Raw genomic sequence first — 21,555 nt, forward strand, 5'->3', positions numbered from 1 at the left:
CCGGCACCGAGCCGAAGTAACCTTCAAGACAGGACATCGCAGTTCTCCTTTGAAAAACTGCCATCCCAATGAATCGTCCTTCGCCTCATTGGCAAGACAAAAATTGCCATATGCGATTCCCCTGCCCACAAGGGGGAGATGGCCGGCAGGCCAGAAGGGGTCTTTTCTCATATGCAATAGTCTTCTCCGCGAGGGGAGAAGACGACGGCAGTTTACCCGAAGCGGACATTCAGCGTGATCGGCACGGCGGACAGCGCCTTGGACACCGGGCAACCCTCCTTGGCCTTGTTGGCGATCTCGGTAAAACTCGCCTCGTCCGTGCCGGGAACGACGCCCGTCAGGTTGAGTTCGATGGCGGTGATGCCAAAACCGTCGGCGAGCTTTTCCAGCGTCACGACCGCTTTGGTGTCCAGGCTGTCGGCCGTAAAGCCCGCTTCGCCGAGCATCAGCGACAGTGCCATGGTGAAGCAGGCGGCATGGGCCGCGCCGATCAGCTCTTCCGGATTGGTTCCGGCAACGCCTTCGAAGCGCGTGTTGAAGCCGTAGGGACGATCGCTCAACGCGCCGCTCTCGGTGGAAACCGTGCCCTTGCCGTCTTTCAGGCCACCCGTCCAATGCGCCGAGCCGTTCTTTTGAATCTTCATGTCGTGTCTCCAGGTTTTTGATCACTGTAGCGAGGATTTACGACAGTTAACCCGTGGCTGCGCCAACTGTTCCGTTGACATCCGGGACCGGTCGCCTCTCAAGGCGCGCCCATTTCCTGTGCCTGATGTCGCGCCGGGGGTAGCACGACAGCGCCCCTGCCTGTATGCGTTTGAAACCATCCCATGCAGCGCAGGACCCTCAACTGTGGCAGTCTATACCGATACCAACGAAGTCGATCTGAAGGCCTTTCTGGCCGAATACGAGGCCGGCGAACTCATGTCCTACAAGGGCATTGCCGAAGGCGTCGAAAATTCCAATTTCCTGCTGCATACCAGCACCGGGCCGCTGATTCTGACGCTCTATGAAAAGCGCACCGATCGCAACGACCTGCCGTTTTTCCTCGGCCTGATGCACCATCTGGCCGCCCGCGGCCTGTCCTGCCCGCTGCCGTTGCCGCGCAAGGATGGTGCGCTACTGGGCGAACTGTCCGGCCGCCCGGCCGCGCTGATCAGCTTTCTCGAAGGCATGTGGCTGCGCAAGCCCGAGGCGCGCCATTGCCGCGAGGTCGGCGTGGCGCTGGCGCAGATGCATGTGGCGGGCGAGGGCTTCGAGCTGACGCGCCCGAATGCGCTGTCGCTCGAAGGCTGGCAATCGCTCTGGCAAAAATCGAAGGACCGCGCCGACGAAGTGGAAGTGGGCCTCGAAGAGGAAATCGGCGCGGAACTGACATTCCTCGCCGCCCATTGGCCGAAAGACCTGCCGGCCGGCGTCATCCATGCCGATCTCTTCCCCGACAATGTCTTCTTCCTCGGCGACAGCCTGTCCGGCCTGATCGATTTCTATTTCGCCTGCAACGATTTTCTCGTCTATGACCTGTCGATCTGCCTCAATGCCTGGTGTTTTGAAAAGGATGGCAGCTACAACATCACCAAGGGCATGGCGATGCTCGAGGGCTACCAGTCGGTGCGGCCGCTGTCGGCAGACGAGATCGCCGCCCTGCCGGTGCTGTCGCGCGGCTCGGCGCTGCGCTTCTTTCTCACAAGGCTCTATGACTGGCTGACGACACCGGAAGGCGCGCTGGTGGTCAAGAAGGATCCGCTCGAATACCTGAAAAAGCTGCGCTTCCACCGCCAGGTGGGAAAAAGCGCCGAATATGGACTGCATATCCGATGAAACATGTCGATATCTTCACCGATGGCGCCTGCTCGGGCAATCCCGGCCCCGGCGGCTGGGGCGCCGTGCTGCGCCATGGCGACACGGAAAAGGACCTTTGCGGCGGCGAGGCCGACACCACCAACAACCGCATGGAACTGCTGGCCGCCATCTCGGCGCTCAATGCGCTGAAAAGCCGCTGCGAGGTCGACCTGCATACCGACAGCAAATATGTCATGGACGGCATTTCGAAATGGATTTTCGGCTGGAAGAAGAACGGCTGGAAAACCGCCGACAAGAAGCCGGTCAAGAATGGCGAACTCTGGCAGGCGCTCGACGCCGCCAACCAGCGCCACAAGGTCACCTGGCACTGGGTCAAGGGCCATGCCGGCCACCCGGAAAACGAACGCGCCGACGAACTGGCCCGCAAGGGCATGGAGCCCTTCAAGAAGGGCGGCGCCCACAAGGCGCTGATGGGCGGCTAGTTCTTCCAATGGCGCGGCGCGGCGGCGACACCGGATCCGCACCAATGGAACAATTGCCGTCTTGCCAAAGCCCGGCCAGCCCCTATGCTCCCCTCAAAACAAGGTAAGGGAGACACTCATGATCAGACATTGCGTATTCCTGCGGTTCAAGGCCGCCATGCAAGACGCCGAAAAGCAGTCGATCTACGAGGCGATCGTGGCGCTGAAAGAGGTCGTCCCCGGCATGGTGGATGTGACCTTTGGCCCCAATGTCTCGCCGGAGGGCCTGAACGGCGGCTATCTCGACGGCTTCATCGTCACGTTTGAGGACGCCGTGGTACGCGACTACTATCTCAAGCACCCCGACCACCTCGCCGTCGGCGAACGCATCATCAAAGCCACCGACGGCGGCCTGTCGGGCATTCTGGTGTTTGATATGGAGGGGTGAGGGGTTGGATCGAGAAATGCCTTGGGCGCCCGCGCCTGCTGGGTATCCTCGATCAAAGTTTCCAGCAGTCTGGTGAAATCGCGATCAGCTTCTGGAGCCGAGAGCCAGACGGCAGGCCAGTGCGGTGAATACGGTTGCCAGAAGATATTGCGGCAGTCTGGGAAAGCGGCTGACTGTGGATAGTCTGCTGCGGAGATGGCTGCCCAGCAAGATCACCGTGCCGTTCACCAGCAATCCGATAGTGTTCAGGACCGTCGCCAACAGTATCATTTGGCTCAGCATCGAGCCACCATTTGGGCTGACGAATTGCGGAAAGAGGGCCAGGACAAAAAGGGCCATTTTCGGATTGAGCAGATTCGTGGCAAGGCCTTCCGTGAAAATCCGGGTCCTTGAAAGTCGTTTGAGGGACACCGAAGGGGAGAATGCGGAATCGTCCGCACGGAGCGTTTTATAGGCCAGGTAAAGAAGATAGGCGCAGCCGGCCCAACGCACGATGTCGTAGGCGATAGGAACGTTCAAAAAGAGCTGGGACAGGCCGAGGGCTGCGGCGATGGCATGGCAATACGTGCCGAGCGCAATCCCGACATAGGTGAGGAAACCGGCTGCGCGCCCCTGGCTTACACTCCGCGAGGCGATGAGAAGCATGTCCGGGCCGGGCGTGGCGGTCAGCACCAGTGATGCAGCGGCAAACAATATGATCGTGGAAAAGTCCGGCATGATGATTTCCTTTTGAAAAGAGCCGGAATTCCTCTTTATCACCGTTGCTTGAAATGGCAATGCCACCGACGGCGGCCTGTCGGGTATTTTGGTGTTTGATATGGAGGGGTGAGCGGGCTATCTGGCCTGGCCAGCCAGAGCGACGAGGCGATCCATTTCCGTGTGTGACGGTAATATTGCCACGGGGACGTCGGCGCCGTAAAGATCAATGTTGCGCACGAAAAGCGGCGCAGATTTCCTCTCGAAATTCCAAATGTAGGATAGGAATTCCCGGTTGGGCAGGGGCTCAGGGCACCCCTCGGCCATGTCGGGGCGGACGGTGCCGAAATGGCTGAGAACCCGCTTGGCAAGGCCGAACAGGGCCACGCGCCTTGGAACGCGGACCCAAAGCACCAGGTCGGTGCGCGGCAGCCTGATGTCGAAGGTCGAGGCGCCGCTGCCGTCCATCACCCAGCGGTCGCGCGTGGCGAGATCCTGAATGATCTTCCGCTGCTCGTCCTTGGCACGTTCTTTCCATCCGGGCAGCCAGCGGACATCGCGATCAAGCGAGTGGAACTCCATCGCGAAGCTCGCCGCAATACGGCGCGACAGGGTCGTCTTGCCGCCGCCTGAACAGCCGATGACCAGCACTCGCTGGCATTTCGCAAGAACCTCTGCGGCTTCATCGATCGAGACATAGTTGGGCAATAGAGGCTCCTGCGCAGTCTAAGAGCTTGGTGTTTGCAGATGGTTCCACAAAGTCCCCCCCCCTCTCTTCTCCCCGAGAAGAGAGGGGCGAACGCCCTGTCTATGAGCCGGGCCTAGAGCTGCTCGATCATCGCCGCCGCCGCCGAGACGGTGGCCTGGCCGGGGTTTTCCTCGATGTTGAGCGATGTGACGACGCCGTCGTTGACCAGCATGGAATAGCGCTTGGAGCGTATGCCGAGGGCGCCGGCCGAGAGGTCCATGTCGAGGCCGAGTGCCTTGGTGAAGCTGGCATCCCAGTCGGCGAGGAAGTGGATCTTGCCGAGCCCGCCCGACTGCTGCGCCCAGGCGCCCATCACGTGCCAGTCATTGACGGAAATGACGGCGATGTCGTCGACGCCGCGCGACAGGATGGCGTCGCGGTTTTCCAGATAACCCGGCAGATGGTTCAGCGTGCAGGTCGGCGTAAAGGCGCCGGGCACGGCAAACAGCACGACGCGCTTGCCCTTGAACAGCTGTTCGGTGGTCGTTTCCACCGGGCCGTCGGCGGTCTTTTCCTTGAAGGTGGCAGGCGGCAGGCTTTCGCCGATGGCAATGGTCATGGGGCTCTCCTCTAGACGATGAACGGCCGGCGGGGCTCCGCTGGTCCTGTCGCCAGCGACTATAGATTTGCCTTAGTCAAAGGCAAGCGGGCTTTCCATGGCCCGCGCGCCCGAGATCACCAGCACCTGCCAGGCCTTGCCCGCGATCGAATAGTGGCGCGGCAGCTTGGCGATCGGCAGGTCGACCGTCAGCCGGCCGTCGGCGGCAGAGGTCGCGGTATAGTCGGTAAAGACATAGCCGTTCGGCCCGGTCGCCATGATCTGCGGACGGTCGCCGGCGCCCTTGGGCAGCACCAGCTCCAGCCGCAAATTTTTCAAATCCTCCGCCATCGCAAAACTGCTCACGGCAAAATCCGCCGATGGGCTTTCGGGAAGACGGGCCCGCGCATCCGTCAGGATCGCCCTTTCCTCGGCGCTTGCCTCAGCGTCGGGCGACAGCGTCACGGCAAGGTCTGCCTGGAACGGAATGCAGATATTGCGGCAAAGCCCGATGAAGACGGTTGCATCGAGCGCCATCGCCTCCTGCGGGACAGGCCCCGTCAGCACCATCGGCAGGCTGACGGCGGCGTCATAGCCGATATCGCGCACATCGCCACTGTCGAGCCGCTTCGGCACGGCAAAGGACAGCGCGGCAAGGCTAAACGGGCTGCCCGGCGCGAAGCTAATGGCCGGTGGAATGCCGCTGTCGCCGGGCTCGCGCCAATAGGTGGTCCAGCCGGGATTGGGTTCGATCTGCAGCACCGCCGCACGGTTGCCCTGCGGGTCGGCATCCAGCACGACAAGCCGCATCCGGCCGCCCTCGTTGCTCGCCCAGTCGGACATTGCTGCGTGGCTGACGGCCGGCAACAGAAGCAGTGCCGCGGCGATCAGCAGGGCATGGGCAGGGCGGGGCAAGGGCAGGGCGAGGCTTTTCATGGGGCTGGATTTAGCGGAAAGCCCGGCCGCCTTCCAGTCACGCTTTTGCGGTCTTTATCATTTTCAGTTGATTGATCGGCCACTATGCCCCATCTTTCCATGGAGCAAACATGCCAGCGGCTGCGTTCTGCCAGGCCGCAGACGGCAGGAAGAGCGGGAGGCACCATGGTTTTTTCGACCTTAACGGCAGACCGCGAACGGGGATTTCTCGACGGGCAGTTCCTGATCGCCATGCCCGGCATGGCCGACAGCAATTTCCATCGCTCGGTGATCTATGTCTGCGCCCATTCGGCGGCGGGCGCCATGGGCTTCATCATCAACCGCTCGCAGCCGGTCTCCTTTGCCGATGTATTGCAGCATCTGAAGCTGATCGACGGGCAGGACGCCATCATGCTGCCCGATCACACCCGCCGCTTCCCCATCCAGTGCGGCGGCCCGGTGGAAAGCGGCCGCGGCTTCGTGCTGCATTCCGACGATTACTTGAGCGACAGCAGCATTCCGGTCAGCGACGACATCTCGCTGACCGCCACGCTCGATATCGTCCGCGCCATTTCCGCCGGCCGCGGCCCGCGCCGCGCCACCATGATGCTCGGCTATGCCGGCTGGGGCGCAGGGCAGCTGGAAGCTGAAATCGCCGGCAATGGCTGGCTCAATTGCCCGGCCTCCGAAGAACTGATCTTTGATCGCAGCCTCGACAGCAAATACGAGCGGGCGCTTGCGCTTTTGGGCGTCAGCCCTGCCATGCTGTCGATGGATGCCGGCCACGCCTGACGGGCGACGCTGGCCGCCCACCCGTGACGGGCGACGCCTGACGGGCAGCGGACGGGCGCGGCGGACACCTCCACGCCCTCTGGCATATTTCTGCGGGATCGGTAGGGTGGCATCGCCGCGCCGCGCAACCGTCCCTGAAAAGCGAAAGCCCTGATGCCCTCTACCGATATCCTGCTCGCCTTTTTCGTGACCACGGCGGTTTTCGCCTTCATTCCGGGGCCGGCCATGCTCTATGTCGCGGCGCGCACGCTGGCGGCCGACCGCCGCGCCGGGCTGATGGCGACGCTCGGTATTCATCTCGGCTGCTATGCCCATGTGATTGCCGCCGCCGCCGGCCTGTCGATCCTGTTTCATCTGGTGCCGATGCTCTATCTGGCGGTGAAGCTGGCCGGTGCCGCCTATCTGATTTTTCTCGGCATCCGCATGTTCCGCAGCCGCGGCCAGCAGGAGCCGGAGCAGGTGCCGGTCCTGTCGCCAAAATCCGCCAGCCGCGCCTTCCTGGAAAGTATCGCCGTCGAGGTGCTGAACCCGAAGACGGCGATCTTCTTCCTGGCTTTCCTGCCGCAATTCGTCGATGCCGGGGCAGCCTTTCCGGTCTGGCTGCAGTTCCTGATCCTTGGAACCACCGTCAACCTGATGTTTTCGTTTGCCGACGTGGTCTGCGTGCTGGCAGCCAACCTCATCACATCGCGCCTGTCACGCATCTCGTCCCTGCAGCGCAACCTGCAACGCGCCGGCGGCGCCATCCTCGTCGGCCTCGGTTTGCACGTCGCGTTTCAGCGGACGTGAGCGGGGATTAAATTGAGTGGCGTTTGAGGCTCTGGCCTTGCCCCTCACCCCTGGAGCAACAAGTTGCTCCGACCTCTCCCCGCCAAGCGGGGCGAGGGGACCGGCAGGTCAGGCGCGGCCTGTTGCGCGAAACTTGAGGCTTCGGCCTTATTCTGATAAAGAGGTGAGCATGAGCGATATCGTGAAAAGTCAAGCGATCTGGCGAGCGTTGACCACGGTAAACGCTCCTCTTCCGTTTCATATCAATGACGAGACATTGCTGTCCTGCCTGAACCTTTCGACGACGGATCTGCGATGGAGGCCGCATGTGCGAGCGTTCTTCCGCGAGGTCGGCGTCGAAGTCATCATGGACATGGTTGTGGAAGGTGCGACGACGTTCGATAATCTCTCGAAGGCGATTTCGGTCTGGAGCGTCGAAGAGGATTATGAGAATGCGCGATGGATCCGGGAGATGGTTGCCGTCCCAGTGGCAAGATCTGATGCGCTTGACGCTGCAGGCGCTGGATTCGGTCACAGAGGAAGGCACCGCCGGGCCTAGCTGGACCTTCGGCGGAGGGACCTCTCTTGCGATCGACATAGGTCATCGGGTCAGCTACGACGTGGACGCGTTCCTCGACTCCGCGAGGATAATCCAAAGTCTTGTGCCGATACGCAATCTGGTCACTCGCACGATCTGCTGGAATGATGAAACTGGAAAACCGGACTATCGCTACCCAGGTCACTATCTGAAGCTGATTGTCAAAGGCTCCGGTGAAATCGATTTTCTCGGTGCATCGCCACTGATAGAGAATGCGACGACGTTATTCGAATTCGAGGAACGCGAGATCGTTCGCGAACTCCCATCCGAAGTCATTGCCAAGAAGATCTACTACCGCGGTTCGATGTTCAAGGCCCGCGATGTCTTCGATCTTGCGGGAACCTTCCTCGTCCTGCCGGACGAACTTCTCAACGCCGCCGCCTCGCCATTCCTCACACCGGATGTCTATGACCGAGCACAACTGCGAATCGAAACGCGCATCGATGCGTTCCACGATGAAATCCACGAGGAAGTGAACCCTACGGAATTCGGCCGAAGCTACATGGAGGACGCATGCGAACTCGCCCTTGAGGCTATCGAGTTGCTGCGGCGGGGTTCGAGACCAAAAGTGTGATCAAACGCGGCAGATCCAGGTCTGGTGGCAGTTGCTACATTAGGTAGGTTACGCCCCTCGCGGTAGAGACTGCGAGGTTGAAAATACAGGTCGCATCCGAGAGGTTTGTGTATAGCCGGTGGCGCTAAAGGTGAGGTGGCCCACGTCAAGTTCGACGACGTAGTCCCAGATAGTGAGTTTTTTGTTCGGCGTTGGCCGACAGTTGTTGCGGGTAATGTTCTGGATTGTCGTGTCGCCCTGATCTTCCCACGACAGGGCGATTTTCAAGTTAGACACGTTTGTGAACTCAAGAGTGCATGGGGCAACATCCCACCCTCTTACCATTTCGCCCTCCCAGTGCCATTTGAAAATGTAGTCGATATCAAACGTCACCGATTGGTTGGCTTGTGGGAAGGACAAGGAGTAGACACATGCGTCATGCCAACCCATGTCGGGAAAATCTGCATCTGTCCAGACATCGCGATAGTCCGAAATATTCGCCTCCACAGAAGCTCTGTTGCACCGGCATCCCTGATTGATTGGGCAATGTGGGCAGCCCTTAAGCCCGCTTCACCTTCGGATAGCGTTCCTTGAGCATCTTCTGCACCGTCTCGGTGCCGACCGGGGCGCCGAACAGGTAGCTTTGGCCGAGGCGGCAGCCCATTTTCAGCAGTTCGGCGGCGTCTTCTTCGGTCTCGATGCCCTCGGCCACCACGTCCATCTCCATGTCGCAGGCCATCGTGATGATCGAACGCAGCAGGATGGCGCGTTTGTCGCTGCGGTCGGCCACCAGCGCCCGGTCGAGCTTGATCGTGTCGAAGGGGAAGCGGGTGAGATAGGCCAGCGACGAATAGCCGGTGCCGAAATCGTCGAGCGCCAGGCTGATGCCGGTCTCCTTGATCTTGCCCAGCACCAGACGGGCCTGTTCCGGGTTTTCCATGACCATGCTTTCGGTCAGTTCCAGCTTCAGCCGTTTCGGGTCGCACTGGGTTTTCGACAGCATGGCGCGCACGTCGTTGAACAGCTCGTTGTTGAGCAATTGCGCGCTCGACAGGTTGATCGACACGAAGATCGGCAGGTCGGCGGTGTGCCGTTCCCAGTCCATCAGGTCGCTGGTGGCGCGCTCGAGCGCAAACATGCCGAGCGGTTCGATCAGATCGGACATTTCGGCGATCGGAATGAATTCCGACGGCGGAATGGTGCCGCGCTTGGGATGGTCCCAGCGCATCAGCGCCTCGAAGCCGGCAATCTCGCCGCCCTCCAGCTTGACGATCGGCTGGTAGGCCATCGACAGCTCCTGCCGCTCGATGGCGCGGCGCAGGTCCGTTTCCAGCTGCAGCCTGTCCGTTCCGGTGCCACGGAAGGCCGGGCGGAAGGGTTCGACGCGGTTGCCGCCGGCCCGTTTCGCCCGGTACATCGCCAGCTCCGCATCCGACAGCAGGCCGGCTGCGCTTTCCTGCTGATCGACCCAGGACACCAGCCCGATCGAGGCGGTTAAAATGATCTCGCGATTGGCGAAATTGATCGGCACCATGATCGCCTTGCTCACCGCATCGGCGAAATCGGCGACCTTGGACGGGTCGCGCTCGGAGACCAGGATCAGCCCGAACTGGTCGCCCGACAGCCGCGCCAGCGTGTCCTGCGGCTTCAAAAGGCGGCGCAGGCGGCGCGTCAGCGCGATCAGGATATTGTCGCCGGCCGAAATGCCGAGCGTGTCGTTGACCTGCTTGTAGCGGTCGATGTCGATCGCCATCACCGTCGGGCGCAGCGTGTCGCCGCCCGGCGCCAGCGCCAGCACCGATTGCAGCCGGTCGAGAAACACTTCCCGGTTCGGCAGGCCGGTCAGGTTGTCGGTCATCGCGTCCTGCAGCAGCCGGTCGATGGTGTTTTTGTGCTCGGTCACGTCGATGATCGTGCCGACGCAGCGGATCACCTCGCCGTTGGAGCCCAGCACCGGCCGGGCGCGGATCTGCAGCCAGTGGAAATGGCCGTCTTCGGCGCGGATGCGGAATTCGTGGTTGAGGCGGCCCTTGCGGTGTTCCAAGAGCACGTCGAGCGTGGCGCGGAACCGGTCGCGGTCGTCGGGATGCAGGCGCGGCAGCCAGTTGCGCACCGGCCCGTGCATCGTGCCCTGCGACAGACCGAGGCGGATCGACATGTCGGGAATGGTGATCACCCGGTCGCGCGCCACGTCCCAGTCCCAGACGGTGTCGCCAGCCCCGGTCAGCGCCAGCGACTGGCGTTCCAGGTCGGAAAACAGGCCCTGCTGATAGGCGCCGCCGGCAAAGGCGTGCTGCATGACGGTGAAGCCGATCAGAAGCACGATCAGCACCAGACCGCCGCCATGGGCTGGCTGGATGATGTCGTTGTCGAGCCGGCCGGTCACGGTCAGCCAGCCGCCGAACAGCCAGACGATGATCAGCGCCCAGGTCGGCACCAGCAGGATCGCCCGGTCGAAGCGGTTGAAGCCGAGATAGATGATCAGCACGATGCCGACGGTCGCCGTCAGGCCGAAAGAGAGGCGCGCGATGCCCGATGCGATGGACGGATCGTAGATGGCCACACCGAACAGCAGGCCGAGGCCCAGAACCCAGGCGAAGGTCGCATAGCCCAGATGCGCATGCCAGCGGTTGAGGTTCAGATAGGTGAAGAGGAAGATCACCAGGCTGGAGGCCAGCGCCACCTCCGCGCCGGCCCGCCATATGCGCTCGTCGCTGGCGGTGATGCTGATCAGCTTGCCGAGAAAGCCGAAGTCGACGCAGATATAGGCAAGCACCGCCCAGGCAAGCGCTGCCGCCGCCGGCAGCATGGATGTGCCCTTGACGACGAACAGGATGGTCAGGAACACCGCCAAAAGGCCGGCAATGCCGAGCACGATGCCGCGATAGAGCGTGAAGGCGTTGACCGTATCCTTGTAGGCGTCCGGTTCCCAGAGATAGATCTGCGGCAGGTTCGGCGTCGCAAGCTCCGCCACGAAGGTGATCACCGAACCCGGATTGAGGGTGATGCGGAACACGTCAGCCTCTTCGCTCGGCAACCGGTCGAGCGCAAAACCTTCGCTCGGCGTAATGGCGATGATGCGCTGCGAGCCGAGATCCGGCCAGAACATTTTGGAATTGGCGAGCCGGAAATGCGGCGCGACGATGACGCGCTCCAGCTGCTCTTCCGACATGTTGGCCAGCGCAAACACCGCCCAGTCACCCTGATGGCGATCCGAACTGGCGCGCACCTCGATGCGGCGGCGGATGCCGTCGGCGCCGGGTGCGGTGGAGACCTGGAAGGCCTCGCCCTGGTTGGAATAGATTTCGGTGGTGGCGGTGAGGTCCAGCGCCGTGTCGTCGCGGGCGATCTTCACCGGCTCGGCGGCAAAGGTGGGTGCGGCGGCAGCCAATGTCAGGGTGCAAAGGGTGAGGGCCAGCATCGCCGCTGCAAAGCGGCGCGCAGCGCCACGCAGGCTGTGAGCATATGTCATGAGGAGGTGGGTTTCCCGCCGCCGGCCGAAGGGTCGGCCAACCGGGAAAAGAGGGCGTGATCCCGCCACTGGCCGTTGATGTTCAGATAATCCCGCAAAAGACCTTCCCGCTGAAAACCGGCGCGCTCCAGCAGCCGTATGCTCTTTTCGTTGTCTGGAATACAGGCTGCTTCGATCCGGTGCAACTCAAGTTCCCGGAACATGTACGGAATTGCCAATTGAAGTGCGGCGAACATATGGCCCTGTCCGGCAAAACGCTCGCCCATCCAGTAACCGATCATGCAGCATTGCGACGCACCCCGGCGGATCAGCCCGATGGTCAGGCCGCCCAAAAGCACCTCGTCGTCGCGGCGAAACAGCAAGAGCGGCACCGCCAGTCCACAGGAATATTCCTGGGCATTGCGGTTGACGCGGGTGCGGAAGGCGCCCTCTGTCAATTCGTCGGCCCGCCAGGTCGGCTCCCACGGCTGCAGGAACTGCCGGCTCTCCGAGCGCAGTCTGTACCATTGACGATAGTCGGAATTGCGCGGCAGCCGCAGGAAATGCCGGTCGTCGCCTATCTCCGGCTTGTCCGGATGTCGGGACAGAAACCCAAAAACCGATCGTGCCATCAGCCAACCCCTGGCAAAGTCCGGTCAGGCGCCGCGCTGCCGTTTGTTTTTTAAAATCCCTGTGGGCTCACAATAGCGCAAAACCGCGGCCGTACAAGCAGCAAAGCCTCCGCAATTCAAGGGGATAGGCAGGCCCGCGGGAGGCGGGCCGCACCAATATGACGGGACGATCTCAGCCCGCCGCCTTCATTGCCTTGGCCGTACCCGCCGTCAGCGCGCCGACGATATCCTGCATCGGCGCCAGCTGTTCGACCGGACCGATGGCCGACAGCGTCGGCGCGGTGTCGAAGAACAGCCGGCCGGCAAGGTCGGTGAGGCGGTCGACGGTAATGCCTTCCAGCCGTTCCATCAGCTCCGGATTGGAGATCGGGCGGCCGTAGAGCATCATCTGGCGGGCGATCTGACCGGCGCGTGCCGCCGGGCTTTCCTGGCCCATCAGCAATTGCGCGCGGATCTGGGCGCGCGACCGCTCGATTTCCTGCTGCTCGATCGTGTCGGAGGACTTGCGCAATTCCTCGATGATCACAGGCAGCAGCTCGGGCAGGTTTTCCCCGCCGGTGGCGGCATGGATGCCGAAAATGCCGGTGTCGGAAAAGCCCCAGTGGAAGGCATAGACCGAGTAGCACAGGCCGCGGAACTCGCGCACTTCCTGGAACAGCCGCGAGGACATGCCGCCGCCAAGGATATTGGCCAGAATCTGCGAACAGTAGAAGTCGCGCGCATGATAGGCGCGGCCCTCGAAGCCGATCAGCAGCTGCGCGTCCATCAGCTCGCGTTTTTCACGGATATCGCCGCCGGTATAGCGGGCCGCCGTCACAACAGGCGAGACATCGGGCTTCTGGCGAAGCGTCGAGAAGCGTTGCTCGACCTGCTTGACGAAGCTGTCGTGATCGACGGCGCCTGCCGCCACCACGAACATCCGGTCGGTGGTGTAATTGCGGGCGAGATAGGCGCGAATCTCGTCGCTGGAAAAGGAATTGACCGTATCCGGCGTGCCGAGGATCGACCGGCCGAGCGTCTGCCCGGCAAAGGCGGTCTCAGAGAACCGGTCGAACACCACGTCATCGGGCGTGTCGTTGGCCGCGCCGATTTCCTGCAGGATGACATGCTTTTCGCGAACCAGCTCTTCCTCGTCGAATTCCGAATCCGTCAGGATATCGGCGAGGATATCGACGGAGAGCGCGACATTCTCCTTGAGAACACGGGCATAATAGGCCGTGGTCTCGGTGGAGGTGGCCGCGTTCAGTTCGCCGCCGACATTCTCGATCTGTTCGGCGATCTGGCGGGCCGTGCGCGTGCGCGTCCCCTTGAAGGCCATATGCTCGAGAAGATGGGCAATGCCGTGTTCGGATTCGGTTTCGTCCCGGGCGCCGGATTTGATCCAGGTTCCAAGCGCCACGCTTTCGAGATGCGGCATATGCTCGGTTACGACCGTTAGCCCGGAAGGCAACCGGGTGCACTCAACATTCATGTTTCGTCTTTCTGCACGTCTCAATTACAGGCCCGTGCATGATCGCCGACAAAGGTTTCGACGGCTTTAAGCTCGGGCGCCAGAATTTCGAAGCGCTCCTCCCTGTCCATCAGATCAGCAAGCCACGTCGGAAGCGCCGGGTCAATACCGCAGGCCGATTTTACGGCTGCCGGGAATTTGGCCGGATGGGCCGTGGCGAGCGTCACCATGGGGCTTGCCGCCTTCTCGTGCTTGGCCGCAACGAAGACGCCAACCGCGCTGTGCGGGTCGAGAAGGTAGCCGGTCTCGGCCAAGGTGTCACGGATCGTGTTCGCCACCTGCTTCTCGCTGGCGCGGCCGGCGCGGAACAGTTTGCGGATGGTTTTGAGCGCCTGCGGCTTGATTTCGAACGAGCCGGATTGCTTCAGCCCGTCCATCGCGGCACGGATATCGCCGGCGTCGCGATCGCCGGCCTCAAACAGCAGCCGTTCGAAATTCGACGAGATCTGGATGTCCATCGATGGCGAGGAGGTGGCCTTGACGCCCTTCATTTCGTAGCGGCCGGTCTTCAGGGTGCGGGCCAGAATATCGTTCTCATTGGTGGCGATCACCAGCTTGTCGATCGGCAGGCCCATCTGTTTTGCCACGTAGCCGGCGAAGATATCGCCGAAATTTCCGGTCGGCACGGTAAACGACACCTTGCGGTCCGGGCTGCCGAGCGACAGCGCCGCGGTGAAATAATAGACCACCTGCGCCATGATGCGGGCCCAGTTGATCGAGTTGACGCCCGAGAGGCGGACGCGATCGCGAAACGCCTGGTCGTTGAACATCGCCTTCACCAGATCCTGGCAATCGTCGAAATTGCCCTCGATCGCCAGCGCGTGCACGTTGGGCGATTTTGACGATGTCATCTGGCGCTGCTGCACCGGCGAGACCTTGCCATGCGGAAAGAGGATGAAGATATCGACGCTCTCGCGACCGGCAAAGGCATCGATCGCCGCTCCGCCGGTATCGCCCGAGGTCGCGCCGACGATCGTGGCGCGCTCGCCGCGCTTGGTCAGCACATGGTCCATCAGCCGCGCCAGCAATTGCATGGCGACATCCTTGAAGGCGAGCGTCGTGCCGTGGAACAGTTCCAGCACATAGGAATTCGGGCCCGTCTGCACGAGCGGTGCCACGGCCGGATGGCGGAAGGTGGCATAGGCCTCGTCGATCATGCCGCGCAGCGCCTCGTCCTCGATCTCGCCGTCGACGAAGGGGGAAAGCACCGCAAAGGCGATCTCCTGATAGGATTTGCCGCGCAGCGCCCGGATCTCCTTCTTCTTCATCTCAGGCCATTTGCGCGGCAGGTAGAGGCCGCCGTCGCGGGCAAGGCCTGCCATCAGCGCATCGCAGAAACCGAGGTGAGGGGCTTCGCCCCGCGTCGAGATATAGTCCATGCCAATCATCCCTGATGGAAAATGCGAAAGCCGAGACGGCCAGGAAAATCTAGCGCAGCAGCGGCGCGGCGGGTGGTCATATTGCGCCAGAATGCGGGGTCCGGCTTCGCAGTCGCGTTAGTGGTTGATGAGACCAACGTCGGCGCCCTGCATTCTGTTCCTGGTATATCCGGTGAAAATTGAACCAAAACGGCGGCCGCCCAATCGATTTTTTGCTGCGCCGCTGGTATAGACCATCCGCAACGGTTATGAAAAGGCCTCAATCGGCTGGTTATGACCGGTGGGGGAGAGTGTCATGCGGAAGGTGCAGTCAGGTGTTTGAATACGTAACGCGCAGTGTGGTTGCCTTGTCTCTCGTGGCGGTTCTGGCCGGCTGCAATACCGACAATCCCAATGCGGCGCTGAGCCCTGGTGCCACGCCGCCCGCCGGCAATACGCCCGCCGCTGACCCGTCCTTGCCGACGCCGGCCGTCGTCCAGGCCAATTGCCCCTCCATCGTGCTGCGCGACGGCACCGCCTCCTATCGCACCTATGCCAAGGGCGGCAAGGACAAGCCGGACCAGGTGGTTTATCAGGCCTCGCTGGCCGATACGACCCGCGCCTGCGTGCTGTCGGCCGACACCAACCTGACGATCAAGGTCATGGCACAGGGACGCCTGATCGGCGGCCCGGCCGGCAAGGCTGGAACCGTCAGCTTGCCGATCCGCGTTGTCGTCACCGATGGCGACAAGGTTCTCTATTCCGAACTGACCAAGTTTGATGCGACGCTGGCCGACGTGTCCCAGCCGGCCCAGTTCATCTTCGTCAAGGACAATGTCACGGTACCGTCGGATCTTGGCGGCCTTGCCAAGGTCTATGTCGGCTTCGACGAAGGTCCGGCCAAGAAGTAGCCGCGACGCCATGATGCCTGTTTTTGTTGTCGTCCGGGCGTGCCGGGCGTGTCTATGGTTGGCCGGTGCAAGGGCGTGACAGTCGCGATCATCCGAAATCCCGCCGCCGGCGGAAGGAGAGGGCGCCTGTGCTGGCCGGCTGTCGGCGCGGCGCTGAAATCCGTCTTCCCCGCAGCCGAGATCCATGAAACCGCAGCCGCTGGTGACGCGGCCCGGCTGGCAGGCGAAGCCTGTGCCCGCGGGGCCACGCTGGTGGTGGCCGTCGGCGGTGACGGCACGATCGGCGAGGTGGCCGGTGGCATACTTTCGTCCGCCCGTCCGCAGACCGCCTTTTCCCTGATCCCGGCCGGGACGGGATCCGATTTTTCCCGCAATTTCGCCTGGCCGGCCGAGCCGATGGCCATGGCCGAAGCGATCGCCGCCGCCGTGCTGCGCCGCATCGATACCGGGCGGCTGCTGCGTCTGGCGCCCGATGGGTCGACCTCGATCCGGCCTTTCGTCAATATCGCCAGTTTCGGCGTATCGGGCGAGGTGGTCCGGGCGATGAACGAGGGTGCGCATCGCGCCATCCTGCCAGGCCCCGTGCGCTTCCAGCTGGCCTCGATCCGCGAGATCCTGCGGTATCGGCCGCGATCGGTGCGTGTCAGTGTCGATGGCGTCGAGGTTCACCGCGGCCCGATCACCGCGATTGCCGTGGCAAACGGCCGGTTCTTCGGCGGTGGCATGCAGGTCGCGCCAGGCGCCGATCTAGCCGACGGAATGTTCGAGATCGTCGTGCTCGGCGGCGCCAGCCGTCTAAGGGTGATGACGATTCTGGCCTCACTCAATGGCGCCCGCCATCTCGATCATCCACTGGTCAGCGTCTATCGCGGCAGCACGGTCGAGGTCGAATCCCTGGCCGGGGATGGAAACCACGCTCTGCTCGATTGCGATGGCGAAATGTTCGGGCCGGTGCCGGCCCGCTTCGAGCTTCTGCCGGCCTCGCTGACCGTCAAGCTGCCGGCACCTGTCGGCAGCGCGGTGGCGTAACGGCCAGGCCTCTCGCCTTTCCGCAAAAAGATCAGAACGGGCCCCCCCATTCGGCCATGGCGGCAATGACCGCGGGCAGGTCGACCATGCGGGCAATGACGGTTTCGGCGCCGGCATCGGTCAGCCGGTCGGCGTGCGAAGCATAGGTATGGGAGGCGCCGGTAAAGCCGATCACCCGCATGCCGGCGGCCCGCGCCGCGTGCACGCCATGCACCGAATCCTCGATCACCACGCAGCGGTCCGGCTTGACGTCGAACTGCGCGGCGCCATGCAGGAAGATATCCGGCTTCGGCTTGACCCGGTCGGCGCCGAGCGTCTTGGCGGAATAGATATGCGGCGCGAAACTGTCGCGCAGGCCGACTTTGGTCAGCATCATGTCGAGACGGTCGGCGCCGGAATTCGAGCAGATGCAGCGCGGCCCCTTGAGGCGCGACAGGGCAAAGACCACGCCCTCGATGATCTTCACTTCGCGCGCCAGCCGCGCATCGAGCAGCGCTTCGGACTTGTCGAGCAGGCTTGCCGACAGGGGAATGTCGACTTCCTTCTCGACGGCCAGAAGAATGTTCTTCCAGGTCATGCCGGCAAAGCGCTCGCCCATCTCCTCGACCGAAATCGGATAACCGGCATCGTTCAGCAGGGCCGATTCCACCTCGGCGGCAATGATCTCGGAATCGACGAGCACGCCGTCGCAATCGAAAAGGGTAAGGTCGAAACCGCTCATGTCAGGGAAATCCGTTTGTCACGTCTGGGAAGGCGGATTGAACTACACGATGGCGGACCAAAGAACAATCGGGCAGTTGCGGCGAACGAAGACTATTGCATCTGGGCAAAGACCCTCTCTGGCCTGCCGGCCATCTCCCCCACAAGGGGGGAGAAGACCCATAGAAACCGCTCGGTTCAAACCGCCGGGGGTGCGGCTTGGGAGGGGACTGTTTTCACATGCGATTGCCCTGTGCAGCGGACGGATATTCCTGACAGGCGAGGGGCGGTTCAGGCAGACAGGGCGGAACCCTTGCGATGACCGGCCTTGTCGGCGGCGGTGATGTCCCGTTGTGCGGCGCGCGCCAGAAAGGCTGAGCGCGACAGTCCGTTCGCCTCGGCAAAGGCGTCGATCTGCCGAAGAACGTCTTCCGGCAGGGTGATGTTGAGCCTCACGGCCTTGCGGCTGGCGGTTTTCAAGGGAACGAGAATGGCCACGCCGTCGCGGTTGTCCGGATCGGCCATCACGGTTTCGAGGCTGGAAGGCTCAGGAATGGCATCGCCATCCTCGATCATGCCTTCGACATGAAAGGCGAGCGCTTCCTCGGCCATGCGGCGCGCATCATCGAGATCGGTGCCGGCCGTCACGACGCCTGGAAAGTCAGGAAAGGACACGCCATAGTCGCTGTCAGCGTCCTTGTGGATCAGTCCGATAAAGTTACGCATCCTGTCTACCTCAGTTTCAACCCGGCCTGTTTTTCGATACTCTTCAGCGTGCCGATCGGCACGTCCCGCTTCGGATGAGGAACGGTGACCCGCCCCGGTTTGAACGGGTGCTTCAACTGGACATGGCTGCCTTTGGTGGCCACCTCGTACCAGCCGTCAGCCCTCAATGCCGATAGGACGTCGCTGCTCTTCATATGTGTATTGATACACACTTTTCAAGAAGGTGGCAAGTCTCGCCGTCTGCAGGCATGGCGCAGGGATCACACCTGGCGAGGCGCCACGGACAATCGCGTCAGGGCCAGCAGTTGCGGCTCCAGTGCTGCCACGTCGCGCCGCGAGACGCTGTCCTTTTCCAGCAGGTCGGACAGCCAGACGCCGTCGGCGGCGAGCCTGACGATTGCCAGCATCGGCGTATCGTCCGTCTCGTGGTGCCGCTCCAGCCGGGCGTCGAGCCATTGCGACCACAATTGCCGCAGCGCCGGCTCGGTGATCATCGAGACCGAAAGCGCTGCCCAGAGGCTGCTGGCGCCAAGCGTCCGGTCGGCAAAGCAGGCCTTCACATAGGCGCGGGTAAACCGCCCGGACCGCTCGGGATCGGCCGTCATCAGGGCCTCGATTTCCCGGTCCAGCTGGTCGAGCAGATCGGCGAAAACCGCTTCGATCAGCGCCTGCTTGCTGGCAAAATGATGCAGCAGCCCGCCCTTGGTCACGCCGGCGGCATCGGCGACCGCCTGGATGGTGACCGCGGCAAGCCCCTGGTCGGCGGCCAGTTTTGCCACGCAGTCGAGAAGCGCGCGCCGCACCCGTTCGGGCTGTTTGCGGCGGTGATGGGCGGTTGCCATGTCAGTGCGAGACGGAATGGGAGAAGGTGTTCATGAACACCACGCCGGCGACGATCATGCCGATGCCGATCAGCGCCGGCAGGTCGAGCGACTGCTTGAACACCACCACGCTGATGATCGCCGTCAAGACGATGCCGAGCCCGCCCCACATTGCATAGGCAATGCCGAGCGGCACGCCCTTCAGCGCCTGCGACAACAGGTAGAACGAGGCGACATAGAACGCCACCATCGCCAGCGTCGGCCAAAGCCGGCTGAACTGCTCCGATTTCTGCAGGAAGGTGGTGCCGATGACTTCGAGCACGATGGCGCCGGCCAGCGCACTATAGGAGAGCATGAGAGGGTTCATGGCGAAAGCCTTCTGCGACAGGGATTGGTCATAAAGATACCGTATGGTCGGTTTCTTCGCAAGAGGCCGCGGTCGTGATCGTCATGACAGCCGCTGTAAACGATCGGAGATTGATTTCGGTAGGGCAGGGGGAGCGGGCTCAGTCCGCCATCGTCGGAAACATCGCCTGGAAACGCCGGTCGCCAACCGGCGAAAACACCATGACGCGGCTGCCGGCTTCGCGCCGCGCATCGCCCGTCTCGACAAAATGGTCGAGCAGCGCCTTGCCGAGCGAGCCGGCCATATGGGCGCGCCGCTCGCTCCAGTCGAGGCAGGACCGGCAGAGCGGCCGACGCAGCATTTTGAGCGGCGCCAGGTCGATGCCGAATTCGGCGAGCAGCTGCTCGCCCGCAGCCGTCAGCGCCAGCGCCTCGCCATCCACCTCGATCGCGCCGCGCGCCACCAGGCTGTCGAGCATGCGAACGCCATAGTCGCCGGCCAGGTGGTCGTAGCAGATCCGCGCCTTGCGCAGCGCCGGTTCCTTGGGCCCGAGCCGATGGCGCAGATGGCCGCGGCTGGCGGCAAAGCCCATCAGCCCCTCGATCAGCCCGCCGACGGTCTCGTCGGCAAAGGAGAAATAGCGGTGCCGGCCCTGCTTCTGCTGGCGGATCAGCCCGCCATCCTCGAGCTTGGAGAGATGCGAGCTGGCGGTCTGCACGGTCACGCCAGCCGCCCCGGCAAGCTCGGTCGCGGTCAGCGCCCGGCCGCCCAGCAGCGCCACAAGAATATTGGCGCGGGCCGGATCTCCAACCAGCGAGCCGATGCGGGCAATGTCAGGACCTTCGATCATGCTTCGATGGTAGTCGAAGCATTGGCGTTGCGCAATATGCCAGAGAGGTGGGGCATCACAAAAAGGAGTGCCTCGATGATCACCTGTTTCATCCGCTACGAGATCGATCCGTTCGGCCGGGACGACTTTGCCCACTATGCCCAGGTCTGGGGGCAGGCGATCCCACGCTGCGGCGCCGACCTGATCGGCTATTTCGGCCCGCACGAGGGGTCGGCCACCACGGCCTATGGCGTCTACACCATCGACAGCCTGGCGGCTTATGAGGCCTACCGGGCGAAGCTTGCCGCCGATCCGCTCGGCCGCGAGAATTACGAGTTCGCCAAACGCAAGCGCTTCATCCTCAAGGAAGACCGGATTTTCCTGAAGAACATGTCGCTGCCCCATGGCCCGGCCGGCAGCGCTCCCGAGGTATTGCCATGATCGCCGTGATCTTCGAGGTCACGCCTTATCTCGGCAGCCGCAACGCCTATCTGGACATCGCCGCGGATCTGAAGCCGCGGCTGGAGCGCATCGACGGCTTCCTGTCGATCGAACGCTTCGAAAGCATGAGCTTGCCGGGCAAGATCCTGTCGCTGTCCTTCTGGCGCGACGAGGCGGCGGTCAGGCGCTGGCGCAATACGCAAGAACACCGGCTGGCCCAGCAATCCGGCCGCAACGGCATCTTCGCCACCTACCGCCTGCGCGTGGCAAGCGTGTCGCGCGACTACGGCATGACGGAACGGGCCGAGGCCCCGGACGACAGCCGGGCGGTGCATGATGGCGGGTGTTTGCGATAATAAGACCCTCTCTGGCCTGCCGGCCATCTCCCCCACAAGGGGGGAGAAGATCCAGAGGAAACCGCTCGCCTTAATCCACCAACGGGGGGCGGCCGGGTTAAGCCCTCCCCCTTGTGGGGAGGGTGGGGA

The 21,555-nt window shown here is 62.6% G+C and carries 27 protein-coding genes; 11 read left to right on the plus strand and 16 right to left on the minus strand.

The genetic code is table 11. The features are described from left to right. Positions 1–212: 212 nt before the first annotated feature. A complete protein-coding gene (locus HGO38_RS30515; RefSeq protein ID WP_250959553.1) occupies positions 213–644 on the minus strand; it encodes an OsmC family protein in 432 nt (143 codons plus the stop codon). A gap of 205 nt (positions 645–849) precedes the next feature. On the opposite strand from HGO38_RS30515, the gene HGO38_RS30520 reads away from it, so the two are divergent. The 3 genes from HGO38_RS30520 (at position 850) to HGO38_RS30530 (ending at position 2,709) form a co-directional block, all read left to right on the plus strand. Continuing rightward, positions 850–1,818: a homoserine kinase gene (locus tag HGO38_RS30520; RefSeq protein ID WP_250959554.1), complete on the plus strand. Its 969-nt coding sequence runs from the start codon at positions 850–852 to the stop codon at positions 1,816–1,818. After that, positions 1,815–2,282 (plus strand): ribonuclease HI, encoded by a 468-nt coding sequence (gene rnhA / locus HGO38_RS30525; protein ID WP_250959555.1) that lies wholly within the window; start codon positions 1,815–1,817, stop codon positions 2,280–2,282. The genes HGO38_RS30520 and rnhA overlap by 4 nt, the downstream gene beginning before the upstream one ends. A 118-nt stretch (positions 2,283–2,400) precedes the next feature. Next, positions 2,401–2,709 carry a Dabb family protein gene (locus HGO38_RS30530; RefSeq protein WP_250959556.1) on the plus strand — a complete coding sequence of 103 codons (309 nt, stop codon included), beginning with the start codon at positions 2,401–2,403 and terminating at the stop codon, positions 2,707–2,709. 84 nt (positions 2,710–2,793) lie between these two features. Here the strand turns inward: HGO38_RS30530 and HGO38_RS30535 are convergent, their stop codons facing one another. The 4 genes from HGO38_RS30535 to HGO38_RS30550 form a co-directional block, all read right to left on the minus strand. Continuing rightward, positions 2,794–3,426, minus strand: a complete 633-nt coding sequence (locus HGO38_RS30535; protein WP_250959557.1) for a LysE family translocator — start codon at positions 3,424–3,426, stop codon at positions 2,794–2,796. 117 nt (positions 3,427–3,543) lie between these two features. Then, positions 3,544–4,113, minus strand: coding sequence for a P-loop NTPase family protein (locus HGO38_RS30540; protein ID WP_250959558.1), 570 nt, complete (start codon positions 4,111–4,113; stop codon positions 3,544–3,546). Between the two features lie 113 nt (positions 4,114–4,226). Continuing rightward, positions 4,227–4,712: a peroxiredoxin gene (locus tag HGO38_RS30545; protein ID WP_250959559.1), complete on the minus strand. Its 486-nt coding sequence runs from the start codon at positions 4,710–4,712 to the stop codon at positions 4,227–4,229. Positions 4,713–4,784: 72 nt separating this feature from the next. After that, positions 4,785–5,627 (minus strand): protein-disulfide reductase DsbD domain-containing protein, encoded by an 843-nt coding sequence (locus HGO38_RS30550; RefSeq protein ID WP_250959560.1) that lies wholly within the window; start codon positions 5,625–5,627, stop codon positions 4,785–4,787. A gap of 165 nt (positions 5,628–5,792) precedes the next feature. Between HGO38_RS30550 and HGO38_RS30555 the strand changes: the two genes are divergently transcribed. The 4 genes from HGO38_RS30555 (at position 5,793) to HGO38_RS30570 (ending at position 8,338) form a co-directional block, all read left to right on the plus strand. Next, positions 5,793–6,398 carry a YqgE/AlgH family protein gene (locus HGO38_RS30555; RefSeq protein ID WP_250959561.1) on the plus strand — a complete coding sequence of 202 codons (606 nt, stop codon included), beginning with the start codon at positions 5,793–5,795 and terminating at the stop codon, positions 6,396–6,398. 153 nt (positions 6,399–6,551) lie between these two features. Then, positions 6,552–7,187, plus strand: coding sequence for a LysE family translocator (locus tag HGO38_RS30560; RefSeq protein ID WP_250959562.1), 636 nt, complete (start codon positions 6,552–6,554; stop codon positions 7,185–7,187). A gap of 169 nt (positions 7,188–7,356) precedes the next feature. Further along, positions 7,357–7,725 (plus strand): hypothetical protein, encoded by a 369-nt coding sequence (locus tag HGO38_RS30565; protein WP_250959563.1) that lies wholly within the window; start codon positions 7,357–7,359, stop codon positions 7,723–7,725. Further along, the gene (locus HGO38_RS30570) at positions 7,667–8,338 is read left to right on the plus strand and encodes a nucleotidyl transferase AbiEii/AbiGii toxin family protein (RefSeq protein WP_250959564.1); all 672 of its coding nucleotides are present in this window, start codon (positions 7,667–7,669) and stop codon (positions 8,336–8,338) included. The genes HGO38_RS30565 and HGO38_RS30570 overlap by 59 nt, the downstream gene beginning before the upstream one ends. Before the next feature lie 48 nt (positions 8,339–8,386). Here the strand turns inward: HGO38_RS30570 and HGO38_RS30575 are convergent, their stop codons facing one another. The 5 genes from HGO38_RS30575 to thrC form a co-directional block, all read right to left on the minus strand. Further along, a complete protein-coding gene (locus HGO38_RS30575; RefSeq protein ID WP_250959565.1) occupies positions 8,387–8,824 on the minus strand; it encodes a hypothetical protein in 438 nt (145 codons plus the stop codon). A gap of 52 nt (positions 8,825–8,876) precedes the next feature. Next, positions 8,877–11,738, minus strand: a complete 2,862-nt coding sequence (locus tag HGO38_RS30580) for an EAL domain-containing protein (RefSeq protein WP_250959579.1) — start codon at positions 11,736–11,738, stop codon at positions 8,877–8,879. Positions 11,739–11,785: 47 nt separating this feature from the next. Continuing rightward, entirely contained in the window at positions 11,786–12,400 is a 615-nt protein-coding gene (locus HGO38_RS30585) for a GNAT family N-acetyltransferase (RefSeq protein WP_250959566.1), read from the minus strand. Between the two features lie 172 nt (positions 12,401–12,572). Next, entirely contained in the window at positions 12,573–13,871 is a 1,299-nt protein-coding gene (locus HGO38_RS30590; RefSeq protein WP_250959567.1) for a M16 family metallopeptidase, read from the minus strand. 20 nt (positions 13,872–13,891) lie between these two features. Continuing rightward, entirely contained in the window at positions 13,892–15,298 is a 1,407-nt protein-coding gene (thrC, locus tag HGO38_RS30595) for a threonine synthase (RefSeq protein ID WP_250959568.1), read from the minus strand. Between the two features lie 305 nt (positions 15,299–15,603). Here thrC and HGO38_RS30600 point away from each other — a divergent pair, with 305 nt between their 5' ends. Beyond that, the gene (locus HGO38_RS30600) at positions 15,604–16,179 is read left to right on the plus strand and encodes a hypothetical protein (RefSeq protein ID WP_250959569.1); all 576 of its coding nucleotides are present in this window, start codon (positions 15,604–15,606) and stop codon (positions 16,177–16,179) included. Positions 16,180–16,254: 75 nt separating this feature from the next. Then, complete coding sequence (locus HGO38_RS30605) at positions 16,255–17,208, plus strand: diacylglycerol/lipid kinase family protein (protein ID WP_250959570.1); 954 nt, start codon at positions 16,255–16,257, stop codon at positions 17,206–17,208. 31 nt (positions 17,209–17,239) lie between these two features. Here HGO38_RS30605 and HGO38_RS30610 read toward each other — a convergent pair whose 3' ends face one another. The 6 genes from HGO38_RS30610 to HGO38_RS30635 form a co-directional block, all read right to left on the minus strand. Further along, the gene (locus HGO38_RS30610) at positions 17,240–17,929 is read right to left on the minus strand and encodes an HAD family hydrolase (RefSeq protein ID WP_250959571.1); all 690 of its coding nucleotides are present in this window, start codon (positions 17,927–17,929) and stop codon (positions 17,240–17,242) included. Positions 17,930–18,198: 269 nt separating this feature from the next. After that, positions 18,199–18,633, minus strand: coding sequence for a type II toxin-antitoxin system HicB family antitoxin (locus HGO38_RS30615; protein WP_250959572.1), 435 nt, complete (start codon positions 18,631–18,633; stop codon positions 18,199–18,201). Positions 18,634–18,638: 5 nt separating this feature from the next. Beyond that, the gene (locus HGO38_RS30620) at positions 18,639–18,827 is read right to left on the minus strand and encodes a type II toxin-antitoxin system HicA family toxin (RefSeq protein WP_250959573.1); all 189 of its coding nucleotides are present in this window, start codon (positions 18,825–18,827) and stop codon (positions 18,639–18,641) included. Between the two features lie 66 nt (positions 18,828–18,893). Then, complete coding sequence (locus HGO38_RS30625) at positions 18,894–19,475, minus strand: TetR/AcrR family transcriptional regulator (protein ID WP_250959574.1); 582 nt, start codon at positions 19,473–19,475, stop codon at positions 18,894–18,896. Position 19,476: 1 nt separating this feature from the next. After that, on the minus strand, positions 19,477–19,821 hold the full coding sequence (locus tag HGO38_RS30630; protein ID WP_250959575.1) for a DMT family transporter: 345 nt from the start codon (positions 19,819–19,821) through the stop codon (positions 19,477–19,479). Positions 19,822–19,960: 139 nt separating this feature from the next. After that, positions 19,961–20,650: an ArsR/SmtB family transcription factor gene (locus tag HGO38_RS30635; RefSeq protein ID WP_250959576.1), complete on the minus strand. Its 690-nt coding sequence runs from the start codon at positions 20,648–20,650 to the stop codon at positions 19,961–19,963. A 75-nt stretch (positions 20,651–20,725) separates the two neighbouring features. On the opposite strand from HGO38_RS30635, the gene HGO38_RS30640 reads away from it, so the two are divergent. After that, positions 20,726–21,070: an NIPSNAP family protein gene (locus HGO38_RS30640; protein ID WP_250959577.1), complete on the plus strand. Its 345-nt coding sequence runs from the start codon at positions 20,726–20,728 to the stop codon at positions 21,068–21,070. Beyond that, the gene (locus HGO38_RS30645; RefSeq protein WP_250959578.1) at positions 21,067–21,426 is read left to right on the plus strand and encodes an antibiotic biosynthesis monooxygenase family protein; all 360 of its coding nucleotides are present in this window, start codon (positions 21,067–21,069) and stop codon (positions 21,424–21,426) included. The genes HGO38_RS30640 and HGO38_RS30645 overlap by 4 nt, the downstream gene beginning before the upstream one ends. The last annotated feature ends 129 nt before the right edge of the window (positions 21,427–21,555 follow it).

Source organism: Rhizobium sp. CG5, assembly GCF_023701945.1.
Lineage (GTDB): Bacteria > Pseudomonadota > Alphaproteobacteria > Rhizobiales > Rhizobiaceae > Allorhizobium.